A 26,766-nucleotide genomic window follows, 5' to 3' on the forward strand; every position below is an offset into this window, starting at 1 on the left:
CACTTTCGGAGACGGGGGCGGCAGGTTGTTGACGTGCGGCACGGGCCTGATCAGTACGACTTGGGCAGCCCCAACGACTGGTGCGACACATAGTTGAGGATCATCTCCCGGCTGACCGGCGCGATCCTCGCCACCCGCGCCGCCGTGATCAGCGTCGCCAACCCGTATTCGCTGGTCAGGCCGTTGCCGCCAAGCGTGTGCACGGCCTGGTCCACCGCCTTCACGGCCGCCTCCGCAGCGGCGTACTTCGCCATGTTCGCCGCCTCGCCCGCGCCCATGTCGTCGCCCGCGTCGTAGAGGTAGGCGGCCTTCTGCATCATCAGCCGGGCCAGCTCCAGCTCGATGTGCGCTTGCGCGAGAGGGTGCGCGATCGCTTGGTGCGCGCCGATCGGGTCCTTCCAGACCTGGCGTGTACGGGCGTAGTCGACGGCCTTCGACAGCGCGTATCGCCCCATCCCGAGCGCGAACGCGGCGGTCATGATCCGCTCGGGGTTGAGCCCGGCGAAGAGTTGCAGCAGGCCGGCGTCCGCGTCCCCCACAAGCGCCTCGGCGGGCAGCCGCACCTCGTCGATGACCAGCTCGAACTGCTTCTCCGGAGCGGCCAGCTCCATGGCGATGTGGCTGCGGCTGAACCCCGGCGCGTCGCGCGGGACGATGAACAGGCAAGGCTTGAGCTTGCCGGTCTTCGCACCGTCGGTCGACGTCACCTCGGTGCGGCCGACGATGAGGGTCGCGTCGGCGATGTCCACCCCGGAGACGAAGACCTTGCGGCCCGTCAGCAGCCAATCGGCGTCCTGCCCCGCACCGTCGCGGCGGGCCGTGGTGGTGATGCGGTGCGAGTTGGAGCCCGCGTCCGGCTCGGTGATGCCGAAGGCCATCTTGAGCGTGCCGTCCGCCAGGCCCGGCAGCCAGGCGCGCTGCTGCGCCTCGGTGCCGAAGCGGGCGATGACCGTGCCGCAGATCGCGGGCGACACGACCATCATCAGCAACGGGCACCCCGCCGCCCCCAGCTCCTCCAGGACGATGGACAGCTCGGCTATCCCGCCGCCCCCGCCGCCGTACTCCTCCGGCAGGTTGACCCCGAGATAGCCGAGCTTGCCCGCTTCGCGCCACAACTCGTCGGTGTGCTTGCCCTCACGGGTGACAGCCGCGAAGTACTCACGGCCGTAGCGCTTCCCGAGCGCCGCGACGGCGGCACGCAGAGCACGCTGCTCCTCGGTCTCGATGACGGCGCTCGCGACGGTGTCTGTGGTCATGGCCTGGACTCCTCCTGAGACGGGATGCGGGGACGGGACGCGGTGATGGAATGCGGGTGCGGGTGCGGGTGCGGGTGCGGGTGCGGGTGCGGAGCGATGCAGTTCAGGTCGGGGCGGGGCGGGTCGTTACTCCTCCGGGTCCGTCGCCACGACCGCGAGCAGCGCTCCGACCTCGACCTGGCGGCCGACCGCCGCATGCAGGGCGGTGAGGGTGCCGTCGGCGGGGGCTGTGACGCGGTGTTCCATCTTCATGGCCTCCAGCCAGAGCAGCGGTTGGCCCGCTGTCACCGCGTCGCCCACCGCCACCTCGGCGATCCGGACGACCGTGCCGGGCATCGGTGCGAGCAGCGAGCCCGGGGTCGTACGGGCCGTGGGGTCGGGGAAGCGGGGCAGCGCGGTGAACGCGTGCGCGCCCAGCGGGGAGTCGACGTACAGCTGATCGCCACGGAGCGGCTGCTCGCCGTGGAGCCGGCCGCCGGAGAGCCGATGCCCGCCGGAGGCGGGGTCTCCGTACGCGGCCACGTCGAACGTCCGCCGTACGCCGTCCACTTCGAGCACGACCCGGCCGGGCGTCGCGTGCAGCAGCCGTACGCCGGGGTGGCCCTCGGCGTGCAGCCCCTCGCGGGTCAGCCGGTAGCGGACCTCGTACTCGGTCGCGTCGGGCTCGGAGCGGTAGCTCTTGGACTGCGGCCGGGACGGCACATTGCGCCAGCCGCCGAGCCGGCCCGCCAGACTCGGCGCGCCGGGTGCCGTACGGGCCGCCGCGTCCGCCAGCGCGGCGGCGAGCGCGGCCAGCGACGCGAGCCGGTCGGGCTCGGGGGCGGAGCCGGAACCGGAGTCGGGCTCGCGACCGGCCGGGGTCGCCGTCCCAGTCCCCGTCCCGCTCCCCGTCAGCCCGGCGAGGTTGCGGTCGTAGAAGCCGGTGTCGAGGCGGGCGGCCACGAAGTCCGGGTGGCGCAGCGACCGTACGAGCAGCGCGCGGTTGGTGACCGGACCGTGGATGCGCGCCCGGTCCAGGGCGTGCGCCAGGCGGCGGACCGCCTCCGCACGGGTCGGGGCCCAGGCGATGGCCTTCGCGAGCATCGGGTCGTAGCGGACGCCGATGACGTCCCCGTCGGCGACCCCCGTATCGAGCCGCAGCCCGCCGGTGGAGGTCCCGTCAGGCGCAGCCCCAAAGAGAGAGCCGCTCGCCCCGCCCGAACCACCAGCCCCCAGCACCTCGAACCGGTGCAAGGTCCCCGTCTGCGGCTGCCAGTCGCGCGCCGGGTCCTCCGCGTAGAGGCGGGCCTCGACGGCGTGGCCGCGCGGGGCGGGCGGGGCCGTGTCGAGCCGCGTCCCTTCCGCGATGCGGAGTTGGAGGGCCACCAGGTCCACGCCGTGGACGCACTCGGTGACCGGGTGCTCGACCTGGAGGCGGGTGTTCATCTCCAGGAAGTACGCACGGCCGTCCCGCGCGACCAGGAACTCGACCGTGCCCGCTCCCGTGTAGCCGATCGTGCGGGCCGCCTCGGTGGCCGCCTCGTGGAGCGTGCGGCGCAGCTCATCGCTCAGGCCGGGGGCGGGCGACTCCTCGATGACCTTCTGGTGGCGGCGCTGGAGGGAGCAGTCACGGGTGCCGAGCGCCCAGACGGTGCCGTGGCCGTCGGCGAGGACCTGCACTTCCACATGCCGGCCGCGCTCGACGTACGGCTCGACGAAGACTTCGCCGTCCCCGAAGGCGGACGCCGCCTCGGCCCGCGCCGCCGTCAACTCCGCTGGCAGCTCGGCCAGTTCCCGTACGACCCGCATGCCCCGGCCGCCGCCGCCCGCCGCCGCCTTGACCAGCAGCGGAAGGTCGGCGTCGGTGGCTCGCGCCGGGTCGATCGAGGCGAGCAGCGGTACCCCGGCGGCGGCCATGATCTCCTTGGCCCGGGTCTTGGAGGCCATCGCCTCGATCGCCTCGGGCGGCGGTCCGATCCAGATCAGCCCGGCGTCGTCGACGGCGCGCGCGAAGTCGGCGTTCTCCGACAGGAATCCATACCCCGGGTGCACCGCGTCGGCCCCCGCCGAGAGCGCGGCCTTCACGAGGAGGTCGCCGCGCAGATACGTGTCGGCCGCCGCGTTGCCCGGCAGCCGTACGGCGGCGTCCGCCCGCTGGACGTGCAGCGCCTCCGCGTCCGCGTCCGAGTGGACGGCGACCGTGGCGATCCCCAGCTCCCGGCAGGTGCGGAAGACCCGGCAGGCGATCTCCCCCCGGTTGGCGACCAGCACGGACCCGATCGTCCGGGGAGCGGCTGCCGCCCCTCGCCCCTGCCGCCCGTCCGCACGCTCGTCCGCACTCTCGTCCGCACGCTCGTCCGTCACCGGGTGTTCCCCGGCAGCCCCGCGCTCATCCATCGCGTCCATCGCCCCAAGCCCACTCGTCGTCCCGCACTGATCCACGGCCGCTGATCCACGGCCACTGATCCACAGCCATCGCCCTCATATCCGGGCCCACTTCCACATCCCGCATCCGGTCACATCCGGAACACACCGAAGCCGCCGCGCGCGCCCTCCACGGGTGCGCCGTGCACGGCCGACAGGCACAGGCCGAGGACGGTGCGGGTGTCGCGCGGGTCGATGACCCCGTCGTCGTACAGCCGCCCGGACAGGAACATCGGCAGCGACTCGGACTCGATCTGCTGCTCGACCATCGCGCGCAGCGCCGCGTCGGCCTCGTCGTCGTACGGCTGGCCCTTGGCGGCGGCCGAGGCGCGGGCGACGATCGACAGCACGCCCGCGAGCTGCTGCGGGCCCATCACCGCGGATTTGGCGCTGGGCCAGGCGAAGAGGAAGCGCGGGTCGTACGCCCTGCCGCACATCCCGTAGTGGCCGGCTCCGTACGAGGCGCCCATGAGGACCGAGAGGTGGGGGACGCGGGAGTTGGAGACGGCGTTGATCATCATCGCGCCGTGCTTGATGATGCCGCCCTGCTCGTACTCCTTGCCGACCATGTAGCCGGTGGTGTTGTGCAGGAAGAGGAGCGGGATGTCGCGCTGGTTGGCGAGCTGGATGAACTGCGCGGCCTTCTGCGACTCGGCGCTGAACAGGACGCCCTGCGCGTTGGCGAGGATTCCCACCGGGTAGCCGTGCAACGTGGCCCAGCCGGTGGCCAGGCTCGGGCCGTAGAGCGGCTTGAACTCGTCGAAGTCCGAGCCGTCGACGATCCGGGCGATGACCTCGCGGGGGTCGAAGGGCGTCTTGAGGTCTCCGGGGACGATGCCGAGCAGTTCGTCCTCGTCGTACTGGGGCGGCTGTGCCGCCACCGGGTCGGGCTGCGCCTTGCGCCAGTTGAGCCGGGCGACCACCCGGCGGGCGGTCCGCAGCGCGTCCGGCTCGTCGAGCGCGAAGTAGTCGGCGAGACCGGAGGTGCGGGCGTGCATCTCGGCGCCGCCCAGCGACTCGTCGTCGCTCTCCTCGCCTGTCGCCATCTTGACGAGGGGCGGTCCGCCGAGGAAGACCTTGGACCGCTCCTTGACCATGATCACGTGATCGGACATGCCCGGTACGTAGGCCCCGCCCGCCGTGGAGTTGCCGAAGACGACGGCGATGGTGGGGATGCCCGCTGCGGAGAGCCGCGTGATGTCCTTGAAGAGGGCGCCGCCCGGGATGAAGATCTCCTTCTGGCTGGGCAGATCCGCGCCCCCCGACTCGACCAGGCTGACCACCGGGAGCCGGTTGGTGTACGCGATCTCGTTCGCCCGCAGCGCCTTCTTGAGCGTCCACGGGTTGCTGGCCCCGCCGCGCACGGTCGGGTCGTTGGCGGTCACCAGGCACTCGACGCCCTCGATCACCCCGATCCCGGTGACCAGCGCCGCGCCGACCGCGTAATCGCTCCCCCAGGCCGCCAGCGGCGACAGTTCCAGGAACGGGGTGTCGGGGTCGAGCAGCAGCTCGATGCGCTCACGGGCGAGCAGCTTGCCGCGCTTGTGGTGGCGCGCGACGTACTTCTCGCCGCCCCCGGCGAGCGCCTTCGCGTGCTCCTCCTCGACCTCGGCGAGCTTGGCGAGCATCGACTCGCGGTTCGCGGCGAAGTCGGGGCTCGCGCTGTCCAGCGCGGACGCGAGCACAGTCACAGCAGTACCTCCGGTATGTCCAGGTGCCGCGAACGCAGCCACTCCCCCAGGGCCTTGGCCTGCGGATCGAATCGGGCCTGCGCCGCGACGCCTTCGCCGAGCAGCCCCTCGACGGTGAAGTTCAGCGCCCGCAGGCGGGGCAGCACGTGTCGCACGACCGACAGGCCGGCCGTCTCGGGCAGCAGCTCGTGGAACGTCTCGACGGTGAGGGCATGCGCCAGCCAGCGCCACGCCTCGTCCGTACGCACCCAGACACCGACGTTGGCGTCGCCGCCCTTGTCGCCGCTCCGCGCGCCGGCCAGCCGGCCGAGCGGGGCCCGGCGGGTGCGGCCGGCTCCGAGCGGCGGGGGCAGCGCCGGCTCCGGGACCTCCGCGAGCGCCTGCGTGGCGGGCGGCGGGGGTACGTCGAGCCGTCGTCCGTCGGGCAGCACGGCGACGTGCGGCACGCTCCCCGCCTCCACGAACACCGCCTCGAAGACCCCGTACGGCGCGCCCTTGCCCGGCGGCGCGGTCAGGTGGAATCCGGGGTAGCTCGCCAACCCCAGCTCGACGGCGGCGCTGCTGACCGCCCGCCCCACCGCCTCCGGGTCCGCGTCCCGTACGACGAGCCGCAGCAGCGCACTGGCCTCCTCCTGCACGGCCGCGTCCGCCCGGTCCGTACGGGCCAGGGTCCACCGCACCTCGGACGGCCGGCGCCCTGCCGCCTCCAGCGCCGCCTCCAGCTGTTCCCTGACCAGCGCCGCCTTGGCCTCGATGTCGAGGCCCGTGAGCACGAACACGACCTCGTTGCGCCAGCCGCCCATCCGGGTCAGCCCGACCTTGAGGGTGGGCGGCGGCGGCTCGCCGCGCACGCCCTCGATCCGGACCCGGTCCGGGCGGTCCTGCGCCAGCCGTACGGTGTCGAGCCGGGCGGTGACGTCCGGGCCCGCGTAGCGGGCACTCCCCGTCTCGTACAGCAGCTGTGCGGTGACCGTCCCGACGTTCACCGCTCCGCCGGCGCCCGGGTGCTTGGTGATCACGGAGGAGCCGTCGGCGTGGATCTCCGCGACCGGGAAGCCGGGGTGACGCACGTCGTGCTCGCCGAAGAACGCGTAGTTGCCGCCGGTGGCCTGCGTCCCGCACTCCAGTACATGCCCGGCGACCACCGCCCCGGCCAGCCGGTCCCAGTCCGCCGCCGCCCACCCGAAGTGCGCCGCCGCCACCCCGCTCACCAGCGCGGCGTCCGTCACCCGCCCGGTGACGACCACATCGGCCCCCGCTCGCAGGCACGCGCCGATGCCGCCGCCGCCGAGGTAGGCGTTCGCGGTCAGCACCCCCGCGCCCCAGCCCTCCCGCTCCGCCCGGCCCAGCAGCTCATCGCCCTCGACGTGCGCCACGCGCACCTCGACCCCGACCCGCTTCGCCAACTCCCGTACGGCCTCCGCCAACCCGGCCGGATTCAGCCCGCCGGCATTGGCCACGAGCTTCACTCCGCGCTCAGCGGCCAGCCCCAGCCCCTCCTCCAACTGCCGCAGGAAGGTCTTCGCGTAGCCGCGCGCCGGATCGTTGAGCCGGTCGCGGCCGAGGATGAGCATGGTCAGCTCGGCGAGATAGTCCCCGGTGAGCACGTCGAGGGGGCCGCCGGTGAGCATCTCCTTCATGGCGTCGAAGCGGTCGCCGTAGAAGCCGGAGGCGTTGCCGATGCGCAGCGGCTGGGTCATGCGGGGGTTCCGGGGGTGGCGGGGTTGCCGGGGTTGCCCGACCTGCCGGGCTTGGCGGGGTTGGCGGACCTGCCGGTGTCGCCGGGCCTGCCGCCGTCGCCGGGCTGGCCGGTGCTGCCGGGCTTGCCGCCGTCGGCTTCTGTGCTCTTTGTGTGAGCTGCGGTGTCAGCTGCGGTGTGAGCTGCGGTGTCAGCTGCGCCCTGGGCGCGGCCCGGCCCCGGCGGCCCGGCGAATGCCTGCGCGATGTCCAACCAGCCGTCGGCGTCAGCACCTTCGGCCCGTACGGCCAGGTCGGCGCGGTGCGCCCGCTGGGTCACGAGGAGGCAGAAGTCCAGCGCGGGGCCGGCCACCCGCTGCGCCGCGTCCTCCGGTCCGTACGCCCACACGTGCCCGGCCGGCGACGTCAGCTCGACCCGGAACTCCTCGCCGGGGGCGGCCAGTCCCCGCACCGCGTAGGCGTAGTCGCGCGCCCGGACGCCGATGCGGGCGACGTGCCACAGCCGTTCGGTGGGGGCGCGGCGGACGCCCAGCGCGTCGGCGATGTCCTGGCCGTGCGCCCAGGTCTCCATCAGACGGCCGGTCGCCACCGAGGGGATGCTCATCGGCGGTCCGTACCAGGGCAGCCGGGTGCCGGGCGGCTGCGCGGCGAGCGTCTGATGGAGGGAGGCGCGCCCCTGCCGCCAGCGTTCCAGCAGCTCGGCGGGGGGCTCCAGCGCGCCCCGCTCCGCGCCCTCGTCGACGAAGGTCTCGGGCGAAGCCATCGCCTTCTCCACCTCCCGCGCGAAGCCATCGGGGTCGACCGCCGACTGGAGGGCGCGTGCGTCCGTCCAGGCGAGGTGCGCGATCTGGTGGGCGACGGTCCAGCCGGGGGCAGGGGTGAGCGTCGCCCACTCCTGGGCCGCGAGCCCGGCCACCAGGCCGTCCAACTCGTCCCCCTCGTCGCGTAGATCGCCGAGCACGATTCCCGGATCGGACACGCTGCGCTCCCCTGATCGGCTGCTGTAGCTGGGCGGGCGGGACGGGTTGACGGCTGCGTCAGCACGTCAGCACGTCAGCGCGTCAGCACGCGTCGCGATTCAGAGCGTGGCAGCGGGATCAGAAACAAGCAAGCGTGATTGCATTATTTTTTGGTGGCGGGCCGCGATGCCGGGGCGGGGTCGGGTGGTCGCGGGCCGCCAAGCCCGCTCACAGTCCCTCCGCGAGAACCTCCGCCAGGTGCCTGCCGCGCTCCCCCGCCAACTGATCCAACTGCGTACGGCACGAGTAACCGTCGGCCAAGATCTCGGCTCCCGCAGCCGCGTCCCGTACGGAGGGCAGCAGCTGTTCCTCCGCGCACGCGACCGACACCTCGTAGTGGCCCTTCTCGAAGCCGAAGTTGCCCGCCAGGCCGCAGCATCCGCCGCTCAGCTCACCGACCAGCCCGGCCCGTTCGCGCAGGCGGCGCTCCGCCGCGTCGCCGAGAACCGCGTGCTGGTGACAGTGGGTCTGGCCCACCACGGGCCGGTTGATCGCCGGGGGCCGCCAGTCCGGCGCGTACTCCTCCAGCACCTGCGCGAACGTACGCACCGACGCGGCCAGTTGCGCCGCACGCGGGTCGGACGCGCCCAGCAGCTCGGGCAGATCCGTGCGCAGCGCCGCCGCGCAGCTCGGTTCCAGGACCACGATCGGCAGCCCGGAGCCCAGCAGCGGCTCCAGCGCGTCCAGGGTCCGCCGCATGACCTTGCGGGCGGCGTCGAGCTGGCCCGTGGAGACCCAGGTCAGCCCGCAGCACACGGGTTGCGGCGCGGGCAGCACGACGCGTAGGCCCGCCGCCTCCAGGACCCGCACGGCGGCTCGGCCGACGGACGGGGAAAGGTAGTTGGTGAAGGTGTCGGGCCAGAGGACGACCATGGGGGGCACTTCGGGGCGGGGGGCAGCCTCAGGCTGGCGGGCGGCCTCGGACGTGCCACCCGCCTCAGGCAGCCGGACTGTCCCGGACGCACGACCTGCCTCGGACCCACGACCCGCCTCGGACACGCGGTCGGTTCCGGGCCGGCGCGCGGTGCCGGGCAAGCGCCCGCTGCCAGGCAAGCGCGCCTCGCCGGCCCGCCCCCCGCCACCACCCCGCCGCGCAGCCTCGGACCCGGCGAACCACCGGCTGAACGACTCCACCGCCAGCCCCGGAATATCCCGCTCCGGCGTGATCCCGCCCAGCCGCTTCGCCAGCGCCGCAACCGGCGTCACCCGCGCCGCCGCGTTCAGCAGCGGCGTCATCCCGGTCGCCGCCGCCGCGCGCAGCCAGAGCGGGAGCCGGCCCATCGCGTAGTGGGCGGCGGGGCGGAGCCGGCCCGCGTAGTGGTGGTGGAGGAACTCCGCCTTGTACGTGGCCATGTCCACGCCGACCGGGCAGTCGGAGCGGCAGCCCTTGCAGGACAGGCACAGGTCGAGCGCGTCCTTGACCTCCACCGAGCGCCAGCCGTCCGTGACGACCTCGCCCGCGAGCATCTCGTGCAGCAGCCGGGCCCGGCCTCGGGTGGAGTGCTGCTCCTCGCCCGTCGCGCGGAAGGAGGGGCACATCACGTCCGTGCCGGCCTCCGTCGTACGGCACTTGGCGACGCCGACGCACCTGCGCACCGCCGCCGAGAAGTCCCCGCCGTCGTGCGGGTAGCCGAACTCCACGGGCACCGGCTTCTTCGGCAGGACCTCGAAGCGCAGGTTCTCGTCCAGCCGGTGCGGGCGCGCGAGGATGCCCGGGTTGAGACCGCCCGCCGGGTCCCACAGGTCCTTGAAGCGGTCGAACAGGCCGACCAGCGGGGCCCCGTACATCCTCGGCAGCAGTTCGGCGCGCGCCTGTCCGTCGCCGTGCTCGCCGGACAGCGAGCCGCCGTGGGCGACGACCAGGTCGGCGAGGTCGGTCGAGAAGGAGCGGTAGCGGGCGATGCCGGGACCGGTCAACAGGTCGAAGTCGATCCGGACGTGGATGCAGCCGTCGCCGAAGTGCCCGTACGGCGCGCCCCGCAGCCCGTGCTGCTCCAGCAGGCCGCGGAACTCGCGCAGATACGCCCCCAGCCTGGCCGGCGGCACCGCGCAGTCCTCCCAGCCGGGCCACGCCTCGCTGCCGTCGGGCATCCGGGTCGCCGTGCCGGAGGCGTCCTCGCGTACCCGCCACAGCGCGCGCTGCCCCGCCGGGTCGGTGACGACCGTACGGTCCACCGCGGCCCCCGCCCCGGTCGCGGCGCGGCACAGTTCACCGGCCCGCGCCCGCGCCTCATCCGCCGTCGCCCCGCCCATCTCGACGAACAGCCAGGCCCCGCCCCGCGGCAGCAGCTCCGCCGCACTGCCCGCGACCAGGTCCGCGGCCATCCCCTCGACGGTGAGCGGCCCGTACGGCAGCAGGGTGTGCGCCGCCTCGGCCGCCGCGCTCTCGTCCTCGTATCCGAGCACCGCCAGCACCTTGGCCTTCGGCGGCTCGACAAGCCGTACGGTCGCCTCGGTCAGCACGCCGAGCGTGCCCTCGCTGCCGGTGAAGGCGCGGGCCAGGTCGGGGCCCTTCTCCGGGAGCAGCTCGTCCAGCGCGTAGCCGGAGATGCGGCGCGGCAGCTCGGGGAAGCCGGTGCGCAGCAGCGCGAGGTCGGTGTCGACCAGGGTGCGCAGGCCGTCCCGCAGCCGGGCGGGCAGACCGTCCAGCGCGCCGCCGCCCCGGCCGAGCCGTACGCGTTCGCCGCCGTAGGTCAGTACGTCCAGCTCGCTCACACTGTCGGCCGTGGTCCCCCACGCCACCGAGTGCGATCCGCAGGAGTTGTTGCCGATCATGCCGCCGAGGGTGCAGCGGCTGTGCGTGGACGGGTCGGGGCCGAAGGTCAGCCCGTACGCGCCGGCTGCCGCCCGCAGGTCGTCCAGCACCACGCCGGGCTGGACGACGGCGGTCCGCGCCTCCGGGTCGAGCGAGACGATCCGGTTCAGGTGCCGGGTGAAGTCCAGCACGACCCCCACCCCGGTGGCCTGCCCGGCGATCGACGTCCCGCCGCCACGCGGCACCACCGGCACCCCGCGCTCCCGGCAGACCGCGAGCGCCGCCGCGACGTCGTCGGCGTCGCGCGGCGCGACCACCCCCACCGGCACCCGCCGGTAGTTCGACGCGTCCATGGTCATCAGCGCCCGGCTCGCCGCGTCGAACGCCACCTGCCCGCGCACCGCCGCCCGCAGTGCGCTCTCCAGTCCCTCGCTATCGGCCATGCGGACATCCTCCCCACCCCTGGATCCGCCACGCGGACGATCGGCGCGAGAACCCCCGACCGGGTGGGAGAAGGGGTGTGCCTCCGTCTCATCGGGTGGACCGTGGTCCGGCCGGGGCGTCCGGACGGATTAGGCTTCGGATCGTGGCTGAGATCCGGATTCCCGCTGACATCAAGCCCGCCGACGGTCGATTCGGCTCGGGCCCCTCCAAGGTGCGTACGGAGGCGCTCAGCGCCCTCGCCGCCACCGGTAGTTCCCTCCTCGGTACGTCGCACAGGCAGGCCCCGGTCAAGGACCTGGTCGGCCGGGTGCGCAACGGCGTACGCGAACTCTTCTCGCTCCCCGAGGGCTATGAGGTCGTGCTCGGCAACGGCGGCTCCACCGCCTTCTGGGACATCGCGACGCACGGCCTGATCGAGCGCAAGTCGCAGCACCTGACCTTCGGCGAGTTCTCGTCGAAGTTCGCGAAGGCCGCGAAGCTCGCTCCGTGGCTCGACGCGCCCACCGTGATCACCTCCGAGCCCGGTACGCACCCGGACCCGCAGGCCGAAGCGGGCGTGGACGTCTACGCCTTCACGCAGAACGAGACCTCGACCGGTGTCGCCGCGCCCATCAAGCGCGTCGCGGGCGCCGACGCGGGTTCGCTCGTGCTGGTGGACGCCACCTCGGGCGCGGGCGGCCTGCCCGTCGACGTGACCGAGACGGACGTCTACTACTTCGCGCCCCAGAAGTCCTTCGCGGCGGACGGCGGCCTCTGGCTGGCCGCCTTCTCCCCCGCCGCGCTGGAGCGTGCGGCGCGGATCGGCGCGTCCGACCGGCACATCCCGGAGTTCTTCTCGCTGCCGACCGCGATCGACAACTCCCTCAAGAACCAGACGTACAACACCCCGGCGCTCGCGACGCTCTTCCTGCTCGCGGACCAGCTGGACTGGATCAACGGGCAGGGCGGCCTGGACTGGGCCGTCAAGCGCACCGCCGACTCGTCGAGCCGGCTGTACGGGTGGGCGGAGAAGTCCGCGCACGCGACGCCGTTCGTCACCGACCCGTCGAAGCGCTCGCAGGTCGTCGGCACGATCGACTTCGACGAGAGCATCGACGCCGCCCTGATCGCCAAGGCGCTGCGCGCCAACGGCATCGTGGACACCGAGCCGTACCGCAAGCTGGGCCGCAACCAGCTCCGGGTGGCGATGTTCCCGGCCGTCGACCCGGCGGACGTCGAGGCGCTGACCGCCTGCGTCGACTACGTGATCGAGCAGCTCTGAGCTAACGGGCGGGGTGATCGCGCGGGTTGATCGCACGGGTTGACCGCGCGGATTGACCGCGCGCAGCCCGTCAGCACCCCCCGTCAATACCCAGGGAGCCCGGCACTCAGGTGCCGGGCTCCCTGGTCGTACGAGGTGTGTCGCGCGGGCCTGTTGTACGACACAGCTACAGAGCCCGGCGGCAGCTCACGACCGCCCCCGCCGCAGCAGCCTCCGCAGGCCCATGACGAGCGCCGTCGCCACCACGAAGGTGATCGCGCCGAGGGTGAGGGTGCGGTTCTTGCCGCCGTCGGCTCCGGCGGAGCCACTGTCCGACGGAGAGCCGTCGCCGCCCTTGCTCCCGCCTGCGCCGCCCTGGTCCCCGGCCTCGACCTCGACAGGCTCGACGGAGCTCCGCGCGCCCTCCGAGCCGAACATCAGCGCCTTGCCGTCGGACGTGAAGCTCACCGACTCGCCCTGGCGCTGGATCGGCACGCTCAGGCTGTCCCGTTCCTTCGGCCTGCCGTCCTTCCACGCGTACATCCGGCCGCCGAAGTAGCTGCGCACCGCGAGCCGCGAGCCGTCGGGCGAGAAGGCCGCGTCGGTCGCCCAGACGTCGATGCCGGCGGCGCGGCGGAAGGTGTTGGTCCCGGACTTGGAGAGCTGCGCGGGGCCTTCGTAGAGCGCCCCGCCGCCGTCCCGCTTCTTGCTGACGATGTAGACCCGGCCGGTCTTCGGGTGCACCATCAGCGACTCGGCGTCCCGCGCCCCGCCCTCGTACCGGACGACGTACTGGGTCGCGGTGACGGTGCTGTCCGCGAGCCGCTTCGGCTCCGGGAAGCGGTAGATCCACACATGCGGCCAGGTGCCGCCGAGGTTGTCCCCGATGTCGCCGACGTACACATCGCCGTCCGGGCCGACCGAGATCGCCTCGACGTCGCGCGGCGCACCGATGCCGCGCAGGGTGACGGTGGCGACCGTACGGCCGGTCTTCCCGTCCACCGCGTAGATGTACGGGCCGTCGTCGCTGTCGTTGTGCGTCCAGTAGACGCCGGGGTGCGCCCGGCTCGCGGCCAGGCCGCTGGATTCGGTGATCCGCGAGTCCTTGATCGTGAAGCCGTCGGGGGAATCGCCCTCGGCCGCTACGAGGGCGGGAGCGGAAGCGGGGGCCAGGGCTGCGGCGGGAGCGGAAGCGGCCGTCAGCATCGCCGCCGTGCCCGCCACCGCCATCAGCATCGCCGGAGCGAGAGCGGGGACCGTAGCCACGGCACGAGCCGGGCCGCCGAGGACGCGCAGGAGCGATCGCATGCGGCCAAGCCTGCCATCCCGGCGGGGTGTTCAGCGTCACGTCGCAGGCCGGGGCGGCCTTCCGGGATGATGGGCCGATGCGCATCATGTTCGTCGGCGACTCCATGACCATCGGCCGAGCCGGCGACTTCACCTGGCGCTACCGCATGTGGCAGCACTTCAACGCCACCTTCGGCGGCCCGTACCGGATCGTCGGCCCGCGAGCCGAGCTGTACGACCCGTCCGTCGGCGAGGCCGCCTCGCTCGACTACGGCGACCCCGCGTTCCCCACCCCCGCCCGGCGGCACCTCGCGGGCTGGGGCGAGGGCTGGCTCCAGATGGCGCCGCTCATCCGCGAGACGGTCACCGCCCACCGGCCCGAGCTGCTGCTCGTCTCGCTCGGCCTGATCGACCTCGGCTTCTACACCAACGCCGAGCAGACGACGCAGAACGTGCGGCGCTTCGTCCAGGAGGCACGGGCCGCCGATCCGGGGATCGCCATCGCGATGCTGCCGGTGATCCCCAATGTGCGGGCGGCGGGGGACGCGGCGTTCGCGGAGGAGTGCGCGGAATTCACCGTCCGGCAGGCGAAGGCCGTCGCCGGCCTCGACGGCGGCGCGTCGCCGCTGCTCCTCGCCTCCGTCCCGGACGGCTGGAACCTCGACCGCGACACCTACGACGGCACGCACCCCAGCCCGACCGGCGAACACCGCATCGCGGCGGCCTTCGCCGACGCGCTGTACCAGGCATGGGACATCGGGGCGCCCTACCGACTCCCGGACAGTTGCTCACCCGTTCGTCCGTAACGCGCGGTCCCCCCGCAACACGCGGTCCCCCGGCAACACCCGGGTCCTCCCGTAACACGCCGTGCTCCCGAAACGCGCCGTGCTCCCGAAACGCGCCATGCCCTTGATTCGAGCGCACTCCAAGGCGTTGGCTACCTGTCATGAAGTACACGCAGCTCGGACGCACCGGACTCAAGGTCAGCCGACTCGTCCTCGGCACCATGAACTTCGGCCCTGTCACCGACGAGGCCGACAGCCACGCGATCATGGACTCGGCGCACGCCGCCGGGCTCAATTTCTTCGATACCGCCAATGTCTACGGCTGGGGCGACAACAAGGGCCGCACCGAGGAGATCCTCGGCAGCTGGTTCGCGCAGGGCGGCGGCCGCCGCGAGAAGACGGTTCTCGCCACCAAGGTCTACGGCGATCTGACCCCCGACGGCGGCGGCGACTGGCCCAACCGGTCCCGGCTGTCCGCCCTCAACATCCGCCGCGCCGTGGACGCCAGCCTCAAGCGCCTCAACACGGACTACATCGATCTCTACCAGTTCCACCACGTGGACCGCTCGACTCCCTGGGACGAGATCTGGCAGGCCATCGACGTCCTCATCCAGCAGGGCAAGATCCTTTACTCCGGTTCGTCCAACCACGCGGGCTGGCACATCGCCCAGGCGAACGAGGCGGCCCGCCGCCGGGGCACGTACGGCCTGGTCAGCGAGCAGTGCCTGTACAACCTGGCCGAGCGGCGCGCCGAGATGGAGGTCATCCCGGCCGCGCAGTCGTACGGCCTGGGGGTCATCCCCTGGTCCCCGCTGCACGGCGGGCTGCTCGGCGGCGCGATCCGCAAGCAGCGGGTGGGCTCGCAAAGCGGCGGCCGCACCGCCTCCGGCCGCGCGGCGGACGCGCTCAAGAGCGCCGCGGTCCGCGAGCAGATCCAGTCCTACGAGGACCTGCTCGACAAGCACGGGCTGGAGCCGGGCGAAGTGGCGCTGGCCTGGTTGCTCACCCGGCCGGGCGTGACGGGGCCGATCGTCGGCCCGCGTACGACCGAGCAGCTCGAATCGGCGCTGCGCGCCTCCGAACTCAGCCTGTCGGACGAGCTGCTGACCTCGCTGGACGAGATCTTCCCCGGCCCCGGCCCCTCACCGGAGGCCTTCGCCTGGTAGGCGGCGCGACGGGCTGTACGGCGACAGCACGACGGCTGTACGGCGGCTGTACGGCGACAGCACGGCGGCAGTGCGGCAGGAGCCGGACCGCTGGGACCAGGCTGCCCGAGCTTCGAGCAGACAGCACGAAATGGGCGGGGCTGTGTGCGCCCCGCCCATGGTCGTCGCGCCGCCGGCCGCCGTCAGCCGCCGACAGCGGCCGCTATCGCCACCACGGCGAGCAGCAGGATGAGCGCGGCGCTCACAATTCGCATTCTGGTCTTCGGGTCCACCCGTCGAGGTTAACCGGCCGACCGGCGACCTCGGTCAGCAGCCCATCGCGCCTGTCGCGCCCGCGACGGCAGCCGCGCACATACGGGCTCGTACGGAGTCAGCCCATGCCCGCCGGGCGACCGCCCGCCGGACGACCGCTTCGGCCAGAACCTGTCGCGCTTCCGTACGGCAGCGTCAGCCCGCGCCCGCCGGACGACCGCTTCGGCCAGAACCTGTCGCGCTTCCCTGCGGCAGCGTCAGCCCGCGCCCGCCGGGCGACTGTGCTGCGGTCAGAACCTGCCGCGCTTCCCTGCCGCAGCATCAGCCCGCGCCCGCCGGCCGACCGCCCAGCGGCCACCTCGCCAGCGTCTCGTAGCGCGGCTGCGCGCCCGGCACGCCCGCCGTCGGCGGGTGGCTTCGTACCAGGGCGATGTCCACGATCTGCCAGTCCCGGCCGGTGAAGCCGGCCAGCGCCTGCGCGAAGGGGCGCAGCTCCGCTCCACCCCGGTTGCGCGCGATCGTCAGGTGCGGGACGAAGCGGCGGCTCTCGTCCGACGGGGCTCCGGCGCGGCGAGCGCCCGCTCTGACGGACTGCGCCAGCCGCCGCAGCGGCTCGCGGTCGCCCTCCGCGCCGACCCACAGCGCCCGCTCCCCGAACCGCCCGCCACCGGCGAGCCGCAGCCGGAACGGCGCATGGCGATGCGCTGCGCGCCGCAGCCGCGTGTGTAGCTCAAGGAGTAGCTCGGGGAGTAGTTCGGGGAGTGGCTCAGGGAGAACAGCCGACTCGGGAGGCACGGGCTCCCCCGCAAGGTCCGGCCCATCCGCCGGCGCACGCCCCGCCGGCGCACGCCCCTCCACCGGCTCATCCACCTCCACCTCGCCCAGAAAGGCGAGGGTGAAGTGCCACCCGGCGGGCTCGGTCCAGCGCAGCCGGTCGGCGTCCGGCAGCCGTCGCAGCTCAGCGACGGCGTCGCCGAGGGCGGCCGTCTGCTCCCTCGGCGGCAGCACCGCGACGAACAGCCTCACAGCTCACCCACTCCTCCGTGCCGAAGACCGTCCCCCTGCCCCGCCCCCGGTCACCCAGCGGTGACCAGGCTCTCCTTACGCACGCTCGCGCCCGCCTTCGGCACGAACGCGACCAGCTGGTGGCCCCTGCCCCGGTGCAGGTCGACCTTCAGGCGCAGGCCGCCGACCCGGGCGAGGACCAGGCCGACGCCGATCGCGGCGAGCGCCGCGACGAGGCCGCCGGTCAGGAAGCCGACCCTGGCCCCGTAGGTGTCGGTGATCCAGCCGACGAGCGGTGCGCCGAGCGGCGTTCCGCCCATGAAGACCATCATGAACAGGCTCATCACCCGGCCGCGCATCGCGGGATCGGTGGCGAGCTGGACGCTCGAATTCGCCGTGACGTTGACGGTCAGCCCGACCATGCCGATCGGCACCATCAGCGCGGCGAACATCCACAGGGACGGCGACAGCGCCGCGACGATCTCCAGCACACCGAAGACCAGGGCGGAGCCCACCAGCATACGCATCCGGCTCGTGCCGCGCCGGGCCGCGAGCAGGGCGCCGGCCAGCGAGCCGGCCGCCATCACGGTGTTGAGCAGGCCGTACGTACCGGCGCCCGCGTGGAAGACGTCGTCGACGAACGCGGTCAGCCAGATCGGGAAGTTGAAGCCGAACGTGCCGATGAAGCCCAGCAGCACGATGGGCCAGATCAGATCGGGCCGGCCCGCGACGTAGCGCAGGCCCTCCCGCAGCTGTCCCTTGCCGCGCGGGGTGGGCTCGATCTTGTGCAGCTCGCTGGTGCGCATCAGCAGCAGCCCGGCCAGCGGCGCGATGAACGAGAACCCGTTGAGCAGGAACGCCCAGCCGCTGCCGACGGCCGTGATCAGCACACCGGCGACGGCGGGGCCGATCAGCCGGGCGGACTGGAAGTTGGCCGAGTTGAGGCTCACCGCGTTCCGCAGGTCCTCCGGGCCGACCATCTCGACGACGAACGCCTGGCGGGCCGGGTTGTCGACGACGGTGACCATGCCGAGCACGAAGGCCATCAGATAGACGTGCCAGACCTGCACCTGCCCGCTGAGCGTCAGCACGGCGAGCGCCAGTCCGGTCAGGCCCATCGCGGCCTGGGTGAAGAAGAGCAGCTTGCGCTTCGAGAACCGGTCGGCGAGTACGCCGCCGTAGAGGCCGAAGAGCAGCATCGGGAGGAACTGCAGGGCTGTGGTGATGCCGACGGCGGCGGAGGAGCCGGTCAGGCTGAGCACCAGCCAGTCCTGGGCGATGCGCTGCATCCAGGTACCGGTGTTGGACACCACCTGGCCGGTGGCGAACAGCCGGTAATTCCGGACCTTGAGCGAGCTGAAGGTCCCACCGCGCCGGGGGTCGCCTCCGGGGGATTTCGCGGATTCAGTGTCGTGGGCGTTGTCCGGTGCGGGTGCGGAGTCTGCTCCGTGTCCCGAACTCAAGCGCGTTCGCCTCCTTGGCGGTTGGCGGGGTCAGGTATTGAGTTGGGTGTCGGGCTGTCGCCGCGGCGACAGCTGTCCACCTCTATGCGGCTACATCCATGCAGCTATATCCATACCGCTGCATCCATGCGGCCCATCCATGCGGCCCATCCATGCGGCTGCATCTACAGGTGCGCCAGCTTCTCCAGTACGGGGGCGGCGGCTCGCAAGCGTGCCCATTCGTCCTCGGAGAGGTCCTTGGCCAGTTCGGCCAGCCAGACGTTCCGCCGGCGCCGGCTCTCATCGAGCATGCTCTCGGCCTGTTCCGTCTGGGTGACCACCTTCTGCCGGCGGTCGTCGGGGTGGCCTTCGAGCCGTACGAGCCCCTTGGCCTCCAGCAACGCGACGATGCGCGTCATCGAGGGCGGCTGAACGTGCTCCTTGCGGGCCAGTTCGCCGGGGGTGGCGGTGCCGCACCGGGCGAGGGTGCCGAGCACCGACATCTCGGTAGGGCTGAGCGATTCGTCGACTCGCTGGTGCTTGAGTCGGCGCGACAGGCGCATCACTGCGGAGCGCAAGGCGTTCACGGCGGCGGCGTCGTCGCCGTGGGACAGTTCAAGCATAGTCGTTAGCTTAACTCATTACCCTGGCTAAAGAAAAGTCGTGGGTCGGGTGTTCCGGAGTGACTCCCCGCACAATGCCCGGCACAATGCCCGCCGGGCCGCCGCATCCACCGTAAATCTCACCCGAACGGGTGATGGCCGAGCGAAAAGCGACACGTCACCCCCTTGCCGCAGGGACCGTAGCGCCATGGGGTCAAACGCCATGGGGTCACATGTGCTCAGCCTGCGAATAGACGGTGAGCTGCTCGACCGGGTCCGCGGCCATGCCGCGAAACGCGGAATGAGCGTCCAGGACTATGTGGTCCGGACGCTCATGCGCGATGACTTCGACGAGCGGTTCAAGACGGCCGTCGACGAGACGGAACGGTTCTACGCCGCGCCCCCGAAGTAGGCGCGGGTGGGAGTGGCCGCGGGGTGCTGGGCGGCCGGCTGTCAGCGGACGCCCAGCACCTGCTCGATCGGGTTGAGCAGGAAGTAGACCAGGAAGCACAGCCCCACGACGTCCAGCAGCCAGGGGATCTCCCGCACCCGGCCGGTCGCCGCGCGCAGCAGGATGAAGCTGAAGACGCCGATGCCGATGCCGTTGGTGATGCTGTACGTGAACGGCATGGCGATCATCGTCAGGAACGCCGGGACCGCGATCGTGAGGTCGCTCCAGTCGATCTCCTTGACGTTGGCCGCCATGATCAGCAGGCCGACGACGACCAGCGCGGGGGTCGCGGCCTGTGAGGGGACGACCGTGGCCAGCGGCGTGAAGACGAGGGCGAGCAGGAAGAGCGCGCCGGTCACGATGTTCGCGAGGCCGGTGCGGGCTCCCTCGCCGACGCCGGCCGTGGACTCGACGAAGCAGGTGTTCGCGGAGGCCGAGCCGAAGCCGCCGGCCGCTACCGCGACGCCGTCCACCATCAGGATTCTGCCCATGCCCGGCAGCTGCCCCTTCTCGTCGGTCAGCCCGGCCTCTTCGCCGACGCCGATGATGGTGCCCATCGCGTCGAAGAAGCCGGACAGCAGCACGGTGAAGACGAAGAGGCAGCCGGTCAGGACGCCGACTTCCTGGAAGCCGCCGAAGAGGCTGATGTGGCCGATGAGCCCGAAGTCCGGGGCGCCCACGATCTTGTCCGGCACCTCGGGCACGGACAGGCCCCAGCTCGCGTCCGGGATGGTCGCGAGCGAGTTCAGGATGATCGCGACGAAGGCCATCACCACGATGCCGATCAGGATCGCGCCCCGCGTCTTCCGTACGACCAGCACGAACATCAGGGCCAGGCCGAGCACGAAGATCAGCACCGGCCAGCCCTGGAGCTGCCCGCCGATGCCGAGACCGAGCGGGACGGATGTCTTCGCCGCGTCCGGGTTGCGGGTGACGAAGCCCGAGTCGACGAGGCCGATCAGCGAGATGAACATGCCGATGCCGATCGCGATGGCACGGCGCAGCCCGCTCGGAATGGCGTCCATCACGCGCTGCCGCAGACCCGAGGCGACCAGGATCATCAGCACGACGCCCGCGAGGACCACCATGCCCATCGCGTCCGGCCAGCTCATCTTGGGGGCGAGCTGGAGCGAGACGACGGCGTTGATGCCGAGGCCGGCCGCGACCGCGATCGGGACGTTGCCGATGACGCCCATCAGCAGGGTGGACAGACCGGCCATCAGCGCGGTGGCGGTGACGAGCTGGCCATTGTCGAGCTGGTGCCCGAACTTGTCCGTGCCGGCGCCGAGAATGATCGGGTTCAGCACGATGATGTAGGCCATCGCGAAGAAGGTCGCCAGACCGCCTCGAACCTCGCTGGAGACCGACGATCCCCGCTCGGAGATCTTGAAGAAACGGTCGACGCCATTCCTGGGGGGCTGCGGAGCCGGATCTTGGGCGGCGTCGGCTACGGCGGGGGCCGAGGGGGGCATGCGGGGACCTCAGTCGCGTCTTGGAGGTTTGAACGAATGAATCCAGTCAGATCCAGATAGTTTCAGTATGAATAAACAAAGCAATGATCGCTATCTCCGCGCGTAGACCCTTGCGCCCACTGGCCGCCGAGCAGCCACCCACTGCCCGCCCGCTGCCCGCCCCCGGCCTCCAGGCCGGCCCTCGGCGGCTGCCCGTAAGCTGTGCGCATGAGGAAGTTCAGCTCCCTGCGCGAGGCGCCTGCGCCGATCGAGGGCCCGATCATCGGCACCGTCATCGGTGGCACCGTCATCTGGTTCGTTCTCTTCCTCATCCAGCTCCCCTTCTACGGATGGCTCGACGACCACGGCCATCTGTGGTGGCTGTGGACCTGCCTCGCGGGCGGCGGCCTCGGCTTCATCGGGATCTGGTACGTCCGGGCCCGCGACACGGCGATCCGCCGTGCAGCCGGGGACCAGCCGGACACCGGGGCCGGGGCAGAGCCCCGGACGGACAAGACACCGCAGGCGAGCGCGGCGGACACCCCCGACACCCGCTGACCCGGGCGCTGCCCCGGGCGCGCCCCGCCCCGCGACAGTCCCTCGGACGCATCCCGCCCCGCCGGGGTTGCTGCGACAAGCACCACCCGGCCTCCTCACCCGGTTGGCAGGTGAATTGGGCATTCCGCCCGTACCGTCGGAGGCATGACCTACCGGGCGAAGAGCGAAGTCGAGGGCGCCGAGCCGGACCGCCCCGGCGGACCGGCCGGACCGCAGGGGCCGACGGCCCCCGCCGCTCCCCCCGCCGCTCCCCGCACCCCGAGCGCCGCGCAGGAGCTGACCACCGCCCGCGGCCTGAGCACCGCCGACGTGGCCGAGCGGGTCGCTCGCGGTGAGATCAACGACGTGCCGGTGCGTTCCTCGCGCTCGACCGCCGAGATCGTGCGGGCGAACGTCTTCACCCGGTTCAACGCGATCATCGGTGTGCTGTTCCTGGTCATGCTGGCCGTCGCCCCGATCCAGGACGCGCTGTTCGGCTTCGTCATCGTCGCGAACACCGGGATCGGCATCGTCCAGGAGATGCGCGCCAAGAAGACCCTGGACAGCCTCGCCGTCATCGGCGAGTCCAAGCCGACGGTGCGGCGCGACGGGCGGAGTGTCCAGATCACCAACTCCGAGATCGTGCTCGGCGACCTCATCGAACTCGGGCCCGGCGACAAGTGCGTGGTCGACGGCCAGGTCGCCGAGACGGACAGCCTGGAGATCGACGAGTCGCTGCTCACCGGCGAGGCCGACCCCGTAATCAAGCAGCCCGGCGAGCTGGTGATGTCCGGCAGCTTCGTGGTCGCGGGCGGCGGCGCGTTCACCGCGACCAAGGTGGGGCGGGATGCCTATGCCGTCCAGCTCGCCGAGGAGGCCAGCCGGTTCACACTGGTCCAGTCCGAGCTGCGCACCGGCATCAGCCAGATCCTGAAATACATCACCTGGATGATGGTCCCGGCGGCGATCGGGCTGATCATCAGCCAGCTCGTGGTCCAGGACCACGACTGGCGCGAAGCGGTCCGCCGGATGGTCGGCGGCATCGTGCCGATGGTGCCCGAGGGGCTGGTGCTGCTGACATCCGTCGCCTTCGCGATCGGCGTCGTACGGCTCGGCCGCAAGCAGTGCCTGGTACAGGAGCTGCCCGCGATCGAGGGCCTCGCGCGGGTGGACGTCGTCTGCCTCGACAAGACCGGCACCCTCACCGAGGGCGGCATGGACGTCTCCGAGCTGCGGATGCTCGACGGCGCGGACGAGACGTACATACGGCAGGTGCTCGGCGCGCTCGGCGAGTCCGACCCGCACCCCAACGCGAGCCTTCAGGCGATCATCACCGCCTACCCGTCGAACGCGGACTGGCGCTGCACGGAGTCGCTGCCGTTCTCCTCGGCCCGCAAATACAGCGGCGCCGCGCTCAACAGTCCGGACGCCGGGAGCAGCAGTTGGCTGCTGGGCGCGCCGGACGTGCTGCTGCCGTCCGACGACCCGGCGCTCGCGGAGATCGACCGGCTCAACGCGCAGGGCCTGCGGGTGCTGCTGCTCGCCCGGGTCGGCGGGCCGGACGGCGAGGCCCAGCAGCGGGAGTTGGACGATCCGGCGGTGGCCGAGGGCATCCGCGCCACCGCGCTCGTCGTCCTGGAGCAGCGGCTGCGGCCCGACGCCGGGGACACCCTGCGGTATTTCGCCGAGCAGAACGTCGCGGCCAAGATCATCTCGGGCGACAACGCGGTGTCGGTCGGGGCGGTGGCCGCCAAGCTCGGGCTGCCGGGGGCCGACGCGCCGGTGGACGCGCGGACGCTGCCCACCGACCGGGCCGAGATGGCGGCGGTGCTGGAGAACGGCGCGGTCTTCGGCCGCGTCGCCCCGCAGCAGAAGCGCGACATGGTGGCCGCGTTGCAGTCACGCGGGCACAACGTCGCGATGACCGGCGACGGCGTCAATGACGTGCTGGCGCTCAAGGACGCCGACATCGGCGTGTCGATGGGCTCCGGCTCGGAGGCGACCCGGGCCGTCGCCCAGATCGTGCTGCTCAACAACAGCTTCTCGACGCTCCCCTCGGTCGTCGCCGAGGGCCGCCGGGTCATCGGCAACATCACCCGGGTCGCCACACTGTTCCTGACCAAGACGGTCTACTCGGTGCTGCTCGCGATCCTGGTGGTCTGCTCGCAGGTCCCGTACCCGTTCCTGCCCCGGCACCTGACGCTGCTCTCCACGCTCACCATCGGCGTCCCCGCCTTCTTCCTCGCGCTGGCCCCCAACAAGGAGCGCGCGAGGCCGCACTTCGTACGGCGGGTGATGCGGTACTCGGTCCCGGCGGGGCTCATCGCCGGCGCGGCCACGTTCATCGCGTACCTGATGGCGCGGCATCACTACAGCGGGGCGGGCGCGCTCGACGCCGAGACGAGCGCGGCGACGCTGACGCTGTTCCTGATCTCCCTGTGGGTGCTGGCGATCGTCGCCCGGCCGTACACACGGTGGCGGATCGCGCTGGTGGCGACGATGGGGCTGGGATTCCTGATCGTCCTCGTCACACCGTCGCTGCAGGACTTCTTCGCGCTCAAGCTCGTCGGGACGACGATGCCGTGGGCGGCGGTGGGGATCGCGGTGGTCGCGTCCGCGCTGCTGGAGATCGCGTGGCGGGTGGCCGACCGCCGCCTCCGCGACGAGGCGCGGGAGGAGACGGCGGACGACCACGCGGTCACGGCTGCTTAGTGGAGCGGTGCTGCCGTGCTGCGGTGCAGCCGCCCGCGAGTTCCAGTGGTGAGGGGGCTGCCAGGGTCGGCCCGCGGACCGTCTCAGTCGAACCAGCGGGCCTGCGCCAGTTCGGCCGTGCGGGAGGGGTCCTCCAGCAGCGCCGCCGCCTCGAAGCGGCGCTGCCACTGGCCCGACGCCCAGGCGAGGCCCGCCGCGACGCCTTCCAGCGTCGCCGCATGCAGCACCCGGTCGGGCGTCCAGCGCCAGTCCAACTCCACGCCGGCGACGATCAGTTCCTCGTGCTCGACGTACGAGTCGGGGGCGCCGGGCAGCAGCTTGCGCACGGCCTCCGGGACCTCCCGGACCTCACCGTCAGCAGCGTCACCTGTACCGTCAGCAGCGCCGCCGCCCGCGCCGCCGCCCGCGCCCTCGCCGTGGCCCGGCACCCGGCCCGGCACCCGGCCCGGCACCCGGTCCGCGTACGCCTCGCTCACCCGCCGCACCTGGAGCAGCTCGGCGAGGGCGGCCGCCAGCGCCGGGCGTACGGGCAGCAGCGGCAGCCCGGCCAGCAGAGGCAGCAGGTCGGGGGCGTCCGCGATCAGGGTTTCGGCGGCTTCCACGACGCGCACTTCGCCGTCGACCACGGCCCGCAGCGCGTCCGGCAGCGTGACCTGGTCGGGGTCGAGTTCGGCCAGGGCGCTGTAGAGCGCGTGCAGTTGGCCGGAGCCGACCGGCAGTTCGTGGTCGGCGAGCCGGGCGAGGAGTTCGGCGGCGCCGCCGGGCTCGTCCAGCAGGGCCGCGGCCGAGGTCCGTACGCCCAGCGCGCGCAGCACCTGCTCGTCGTGCAGGTCGGAGGTGTCCGCGGTCTCGTACAGCCCGGCGAGCAGCGAGTCCCCGCCGGCCGCCCGCAGCCCGGCCGGCTTGCGGCCGTCCAGCACGGGGTGGCCGCGCAGCCACCACGCGGTGTACGGGCGTACGGACTCGGTCCTGCCGTCCGGGAGCAGCACCCGGACCGGCGTGGTCAGCGCGTCGCGCAGCGGCGGCCGGGACAGCATCGCGAGAGCTTGCGGCCAGGCGTCATCGTCGACCAGGTCGAGGTCGCGGACGGCGACGATCTCGGTGGCGACGGGCGGCACGGGGGTGTGCGGGAGGCCGTCGAGCAGGTCCTCGCACCACACGTCGACCGCGTCCAGCAGCCCGGCGTCGTCCGGCTCCGCGAAGTCGCCGTCGCGCGGCTCCAGCTCGTCCGGGTCCAGGACGACGTCCGTGGCCCGTACCAGCGCGAAGGTCGCCAGCACGCCCACCGCGGTAAGCGGCTGCTCGCCCCAGCGCTCGGCGAGTTCCGCGTCGCACGCGGCCAGTTCGCCTTCCCTGATGACCTGCTCGAAGGCGCTCCCGGGGAACACCAGCTCCCCCGCCGGGGACAGCTCGCCGTCCTCGTCCGGCAGCGCGAGCGCGGCCAGCCACGGCTCGTCGCCGGGCGCGAGCCGCGCCGCCTGGACGAGCGCGAGCACGGTCTCGGCCAGCACCTCGCTGTTGCTGCCCCCGCCCCCGTCGCCGTCGCGGTCTCCCGCGAAGAGGTCGAAGCCGCCCTCGTCATCGAGCGAGTTCGCCACGGCGGCCCGCACCTGCGGGGTGGTGAGCACCGCGCGCGGGGTGGCCGGGGTCGCGCCGAGCCTCTCCAGCAGCGGGTGCGCGGCGTCGGGGTGCGCGACCTTGAGGCCGAGCCGCGCGAGGGTGCGGTGCGCGGGCAGCGAGGTGGAGCCTTCGGGCCGGCGGGCGGGGCTGACGGGGCCGACGGCCGGGGACGCGTAGGGGTCGGGGACGCGGGCGGGGCCCGCGAAGCCGGACGGGTCGCGGCCGGACGGGTCGTAGGCAGCGGCGTCGTACGCGTCCGACAGCGGCAGCAGGACCTGCCGGGGGCCGATGGTCGTGCGGCCGTCAGCGAGCGGGACCGGGAGGCCGCTGAGGCGGTCCGGGTCCACGCCGGCGAGCGAGTCGTACAGCCGTCGCCACCACGCGGGCTCGCGCTCCACCCCGGCCAGCCGGTCGATGGCTTCCCCGAGCGGCACCCGGGCCACGCCGAGCACCCGCAGCTCCACCCGGCGCTCCAGCCCGGCGGACAGCAGGCTCGGGAACAGCTCGGCCAGCACCCGGACGGTCTCGACGCCCGCGCCCTCGACGATCTCGGCCTCGACGGGCCTGAGGATCGGGGCCGCCTCGTTCTCGGAGCTGAGCCGCGGCTCGTCCTGGTAGACGTCGGACCGGGAGGCCCCGGCCCCGCGACCGTCCTGCGGGGCAGCGTCCGGCACCGCCCAAGCCGCCTCCGGTGTGCTCGACACGGCAGCAAGCGCCAGCCGGGCCGCGCTGGGCAGGAACGCCACGCGCGGCAGCCGCTCCAGCACCAGCCGGCGCAGCTCCGCGTCCAACTCGCCGCTGCCGAGCGGGCCAGGTACCAGGTCGAGCGTGCCGAGGCTGACGGGCTGCCAGCCGGCCAGCAGCGCGATGTACGCGTCGGCGGCGCGGGCGACCAGGAAGTCGGTGAGCGGGCCGGGCGCCGCGTGCCGGCGGGTGGGCTCCAGCGGGAG

The 26,766-nt window shown here is 72.7% G+C and carries 18 protein-coding genes; 6 read left to right on the plus strand and 12 right to left on the minus strand.

Going from position 1 to position 26,766, the window contains the following annotated elements:
- Positions 1–50: 50 nt before the first annotated feature.
- From QMK28_RS11010 to QMK28_RS11035, 6 genes are all read right to left on the minus strand, one after another.
- The gene (locus QMK28_RS11010) at positions 51–1,256 is read right to left on the minus strand and encodes an acyl-CoA dehydrogenase family protein (RefSeq protein WP_326436888.1); all 1,206 of its coding nucleotides are present in this window, start codon (positions 1,254–1,256) and stop codon (positions 51–53) included.
- 126 nt (positions 1,257–1,382) lie between these two features.
- Positions 1,383–3,632 carry an ATP-binding protein gene (locus tag QMK28_RS11015; RefSeq protein ID WP_443050655.1) on the minus strand — a complete coding sequence of 750 codons (2,250 nt, stop codon included), beginning with the start codon at positions 3,630–3,632 and terminating at the stop codon, positions 1,383–1,385.
- 119 nt (positions 3,633–3,751) lie between these two features.
- Positions 3,752–5,350: an acyl-CoA carboxylase subunit beta gene (locus tag QMK28_RS11020; RefSeq protein WP_326436890.1), complete on the minus strand. Its 1,599-nt coding sequence runs from the start codon at positions 5,348–5,350 to the stop codon at positions 3,752–3,754.
- Positions 5,347–7,050 (minus strand): acyclic terpene utilization AtuA family protein, encoded by a 1,704-nt coding sequence (locus QMK28_RS11025; RefSeq protein ID WP_326436891.1) that lies wholly within the window; start codon positions 7,048–7,050, stop codon positions 5,347–5,349. The genes QMK28_RS11020 and QMK28_RS11025 overlap by 4 nt, the downstream gene beginning before the upstream one ends.
- Positions 7,047–8,027: a TIGR03084 family metal-binding protein gene (locus QMK28_RS11030; RefSeq protein WP_326436892.1), complete on the minus strand. Its 981-nt coding sequence runs from the start codon at positions 8,025–8,027 to the stop codon at positions 7,047–7,049. The genes QMK28_RS11025 and QMK28_RS11030 overlap by 4 nt, the downstream gene beginning before the upstream one ends.
- Before the next feature lie 208 nt (positions 8,028–8,235).
- Positions 8,236–11,265 (minus strand): FAD-binding and (Fe-S)-binding domain-containing protein, encoded by a 3,030-nt coding sequence (locus QMK28_RS11035; protein WP_326436893.1) that lies wholly within the window; start codon positions 11,263–11,265, stop codon positions 8,236–8,238.
- Positions 11,266–11,408: 143 nt separating this feature from the next.
- Between QMK28_RS11035 and serC the strand changes: the two genes are divergently transcribed.
- The gene (gene serC, locus QMK28_RS11040; RefSeq protein WP_326436894.1) at positions 11,409–12,527 is read left to right on the plus strand and encodes a phosphoserine transaminase; all 1,119 of its coding nucleotides are present in this window, start codon (positions 11,409–11,411) and stop codon (positions 12,525–12,527) included.
- 186 nt (positions 12,528–12,713) lie between these two features.
- Here serC and QMK28_RS11045 read toward each other — a convergent pair whose 3' ends face one another.
- Positions 12,714–13,742 (minus strand): hypothetical protein, encoded by a 1,029-nt coding sequence (locus QMK28_RS11045; protein WP_443050656.1) that lies wholly within the window; start codon positions 13,740–13,742, stop codon positions 12,714–12,716.
- A gap of 149 nt (positions 13,743–13,891) precedes the next feature.
- Here QMK28_RS11045 and QMK28_RS11050 point away from each other — a divergent pair, with 149 nt between their 5' ends.
- Both QMK28_RS11050 and QMK28_RS11055 read left to right on the plus strand, forming a co-directional pair.
- Complete coding sequence (locus QMK28_RS11050) at positions 13,892–14,599, plus strand: GDSL-type esterase/lipase family protein (RefSeq protein WP_326436895.1); 708 nt, start codon at positions 13,892–13,894, stop codon at positions 14,597–14,599.
- 140 nt (positions 14,600–14,739) lie between these two features.
- Positions 14,740–15,744 carry an aldo/keto reductase gene (locus QMK28_RS11055; protein WP_326436896.1) on the plus strand — a complete coding sequence of 335 codons (1,005 nt, stop codon included), beginning with the start codon at positions 14,740–14,742 and terminating at the stop codon, positions 15,742–15,744.
- A 573-nt stretch (positions 15,745–16,317) separates the two neighbouring features.
- Here QMK28_RS11055 and QMK28_RS11060 read toward each other — a convergent pair.
- From QMK28_RS11060 to QMK28_RS11070, 3 genes are all read right to left on the minus strand, one after another.
- Positions 16,318–17,022, minus strand: coding sequence for a 2'-5' RNA ligase family protein (locus tag QMK28_RS11060; protein ID WP_326436897.1), 705 nt, complete (start codon positions 17,020–17,022; stop codon positions 16,318–16,320).
- Between the two features lie 50 nt (positions 17,023–17,072).
- Entirely contained in the window at positions 17,073–18,464 is a 1,392-nt protein-coding gene (locus tag QMK28_RS11065) for an MFS transporter (protein WP_326436898.1), read from the minus strand.
- Between the two features lie 164 nt (positions 18,465–18,628).
- Entirely contained in the window at positions 18,629–19,066 is a 438-nt protein-coding gene (locus QMK28_RS11070; RefSeq protein WP_326436899.1) for a MarR family winged helix-turn-helix transcriptional regulator, read from the minus strand.
- Between the two features lie 202 nt (positions 19,067–19,268).
- On the opposite strand from QMK28_RS11070, the gene QMK28_RS11075 reads away from it, so the two are divergent.
- Positions 19,269–19,457 (plus strand): ribbon-helix-helix protein, CopG family, encoded by a 189-nt coding sequence (locus tag QMK28_RS11075; protein ID WP_326436912.1) that lies wholly within the window; start codon positions 19,269–19,271, stop codon positions 19,455–19,457.
- A 41-nt stretch (positions 19,458–19,498) separates the two neighbouring features.
- Here QMK28_RS11075 and QMK28_RS11080 read toward each other — a convergent pair whose 3' ends face one another.
- Entirely contained in the window at positions 19,499–20,968 is a 1,470-nt protein-coding gene (locus tag QMK28_RS11080; RefSeq protein ID WP_326436900.1) for an NCS2 family permease, read from the minus strand.
- A 207-nt stretch (positions 20,969–21,175) separates the two neighbouring features.
- Here QMK28_RS11080 and QMK28_RS11085 point away from each other — a divergent pair, with 207 nt between their 5' ends.
- Together QMK28_RS11085 and QMK28_RS11090 are read left to right on the plus strand one after the other, a co-directional pair.
- A complete protein-coding gene (locus QMK28_RS11085) occupies positions 21,176–21,505 on the plus strand; it encodes a DUF2530 domain-containing protein (protein WP_326436901.1) in 330 nt (109 codons plus the stop codon).
- A 144-nt stretch (positions 21,506–21,649) separates the two neighbouring features.
- A complete protein-coding gene (locus QMK28_RS11090; RefSeq protein WP_326436902.1) occupies positions 21,650–24,196 on the plus strand; it encodes a cation-translocating P-type ATPase in 2,547 nt (848 codons plus the stop codon).
- A gap of 83 nt (positions 24,197–24,279) precedes the next feature.
- Here QMK28_RS11090 and QMK28_RS11095 read toward each other — a convergent pair.
- On the minus strand, positions 24,280–26,766 hold a 2,487-nt coding region (locus QMK28_RS11095; protein WP_326436903.1), incomplete at its 5' end, for a molecular chaperone Hsp90.

It is taken from the genome of Streptomyces sp. H27-D2 (genome assembly GCF_035828615.1).
Taxonomy (GTDB): Bacteria; Actinomycetota; Actinomycetes; order Streptomycetales; family Streptomycetaceae; genus Streptomyces.

Bases quoted from the DNA above. Each gene is read 5' to 3' on its own strand.
- QMK28_RS11010 (WP_326436888.1), bottom strand. From the start codon at position 1,256: ATGACCACAGACACCGTCGCGAGCGCCGTCATCGAGACCGAGGAGCAG.
- QMK28_RS11015 (WP_443050655.1), bottom strand. From the start codon at position 3,632: ATGGATGAGCGCGGGGCTGCCGGGGAACACCCGGTGACGGACGAGCGT.
- QMK28_RS11025 (WP_326436891.1), bottom strand. From the start codon at position 7,050: ATGACCCAGCCGCTGCGCATCGGCAACGCCTCCGGCTTCTACGGCGAC.
- QMK28_RS11035 (WP_326436893.1), bottom strand. From the start codon at position 11,265: ATGGCCGATAGCGAGGGACTGGAGAGCGCACTGCGGGCGGCGGTGCGC.
- QMK28_RS11045 (WP_443050656.1), bottom strand. From the start codon at position 13,742: ATGCTGATGGCGGTGGCGGGCACGGCGGCGATGCTGACGGCCGCTTCC.
- QMK28_RS11050 (WP_326436895.1), top strand. From the start codon at position 13,892: ATGCGCATCATGTTCGTCGGCGACTCCATGACCATCGGCCGAGCCGGC.
- QMK28_RS11055 (WP_326436896.1), top strand. From the start codon at position 14,740: ATGAAGTACACGCAGCTCGGACGCACCGGACTCAAGGTCAGCCGACTC.
- QMK28_RS11070 (WP_326436899.1), bottom strand. From the start codon at position 19,066: ATGCTTGAACTGTCCCACGGCGACGACGCCGCCGCCGTGAACGCCTTG.
- QMK28_RS11075 (WP_326436912.1), top strand. From the start codon at position 19,269: ATGGGGTCACATGTGCTCAGCCTGCGAATAGACGGTGAGCTGCTCGAC.
- QMK28_RS11080 (WP_326436900.1), bottom strand. From the start codon at position 20,968: ATGCCCCCCTCGGCCCCCGCCGTAGCCGACGCCGCCCAAGATCCGGCT.
- QMK28_RS11085 (WP_326436901.1), top strand. From the start codon at position 21,176: ATGAGGAAGTTCAGCTCCCTGCGCGAGGCGCCTGCGCCGATCGAGGGC.
- QMK28_RS11090 (WP_326436902.1), top strand. From the start codon at position 21,650: ATGACCTACCGGGCGAAGAGCGAAGTCGAGGGCGCCGAGCCGGACCGC.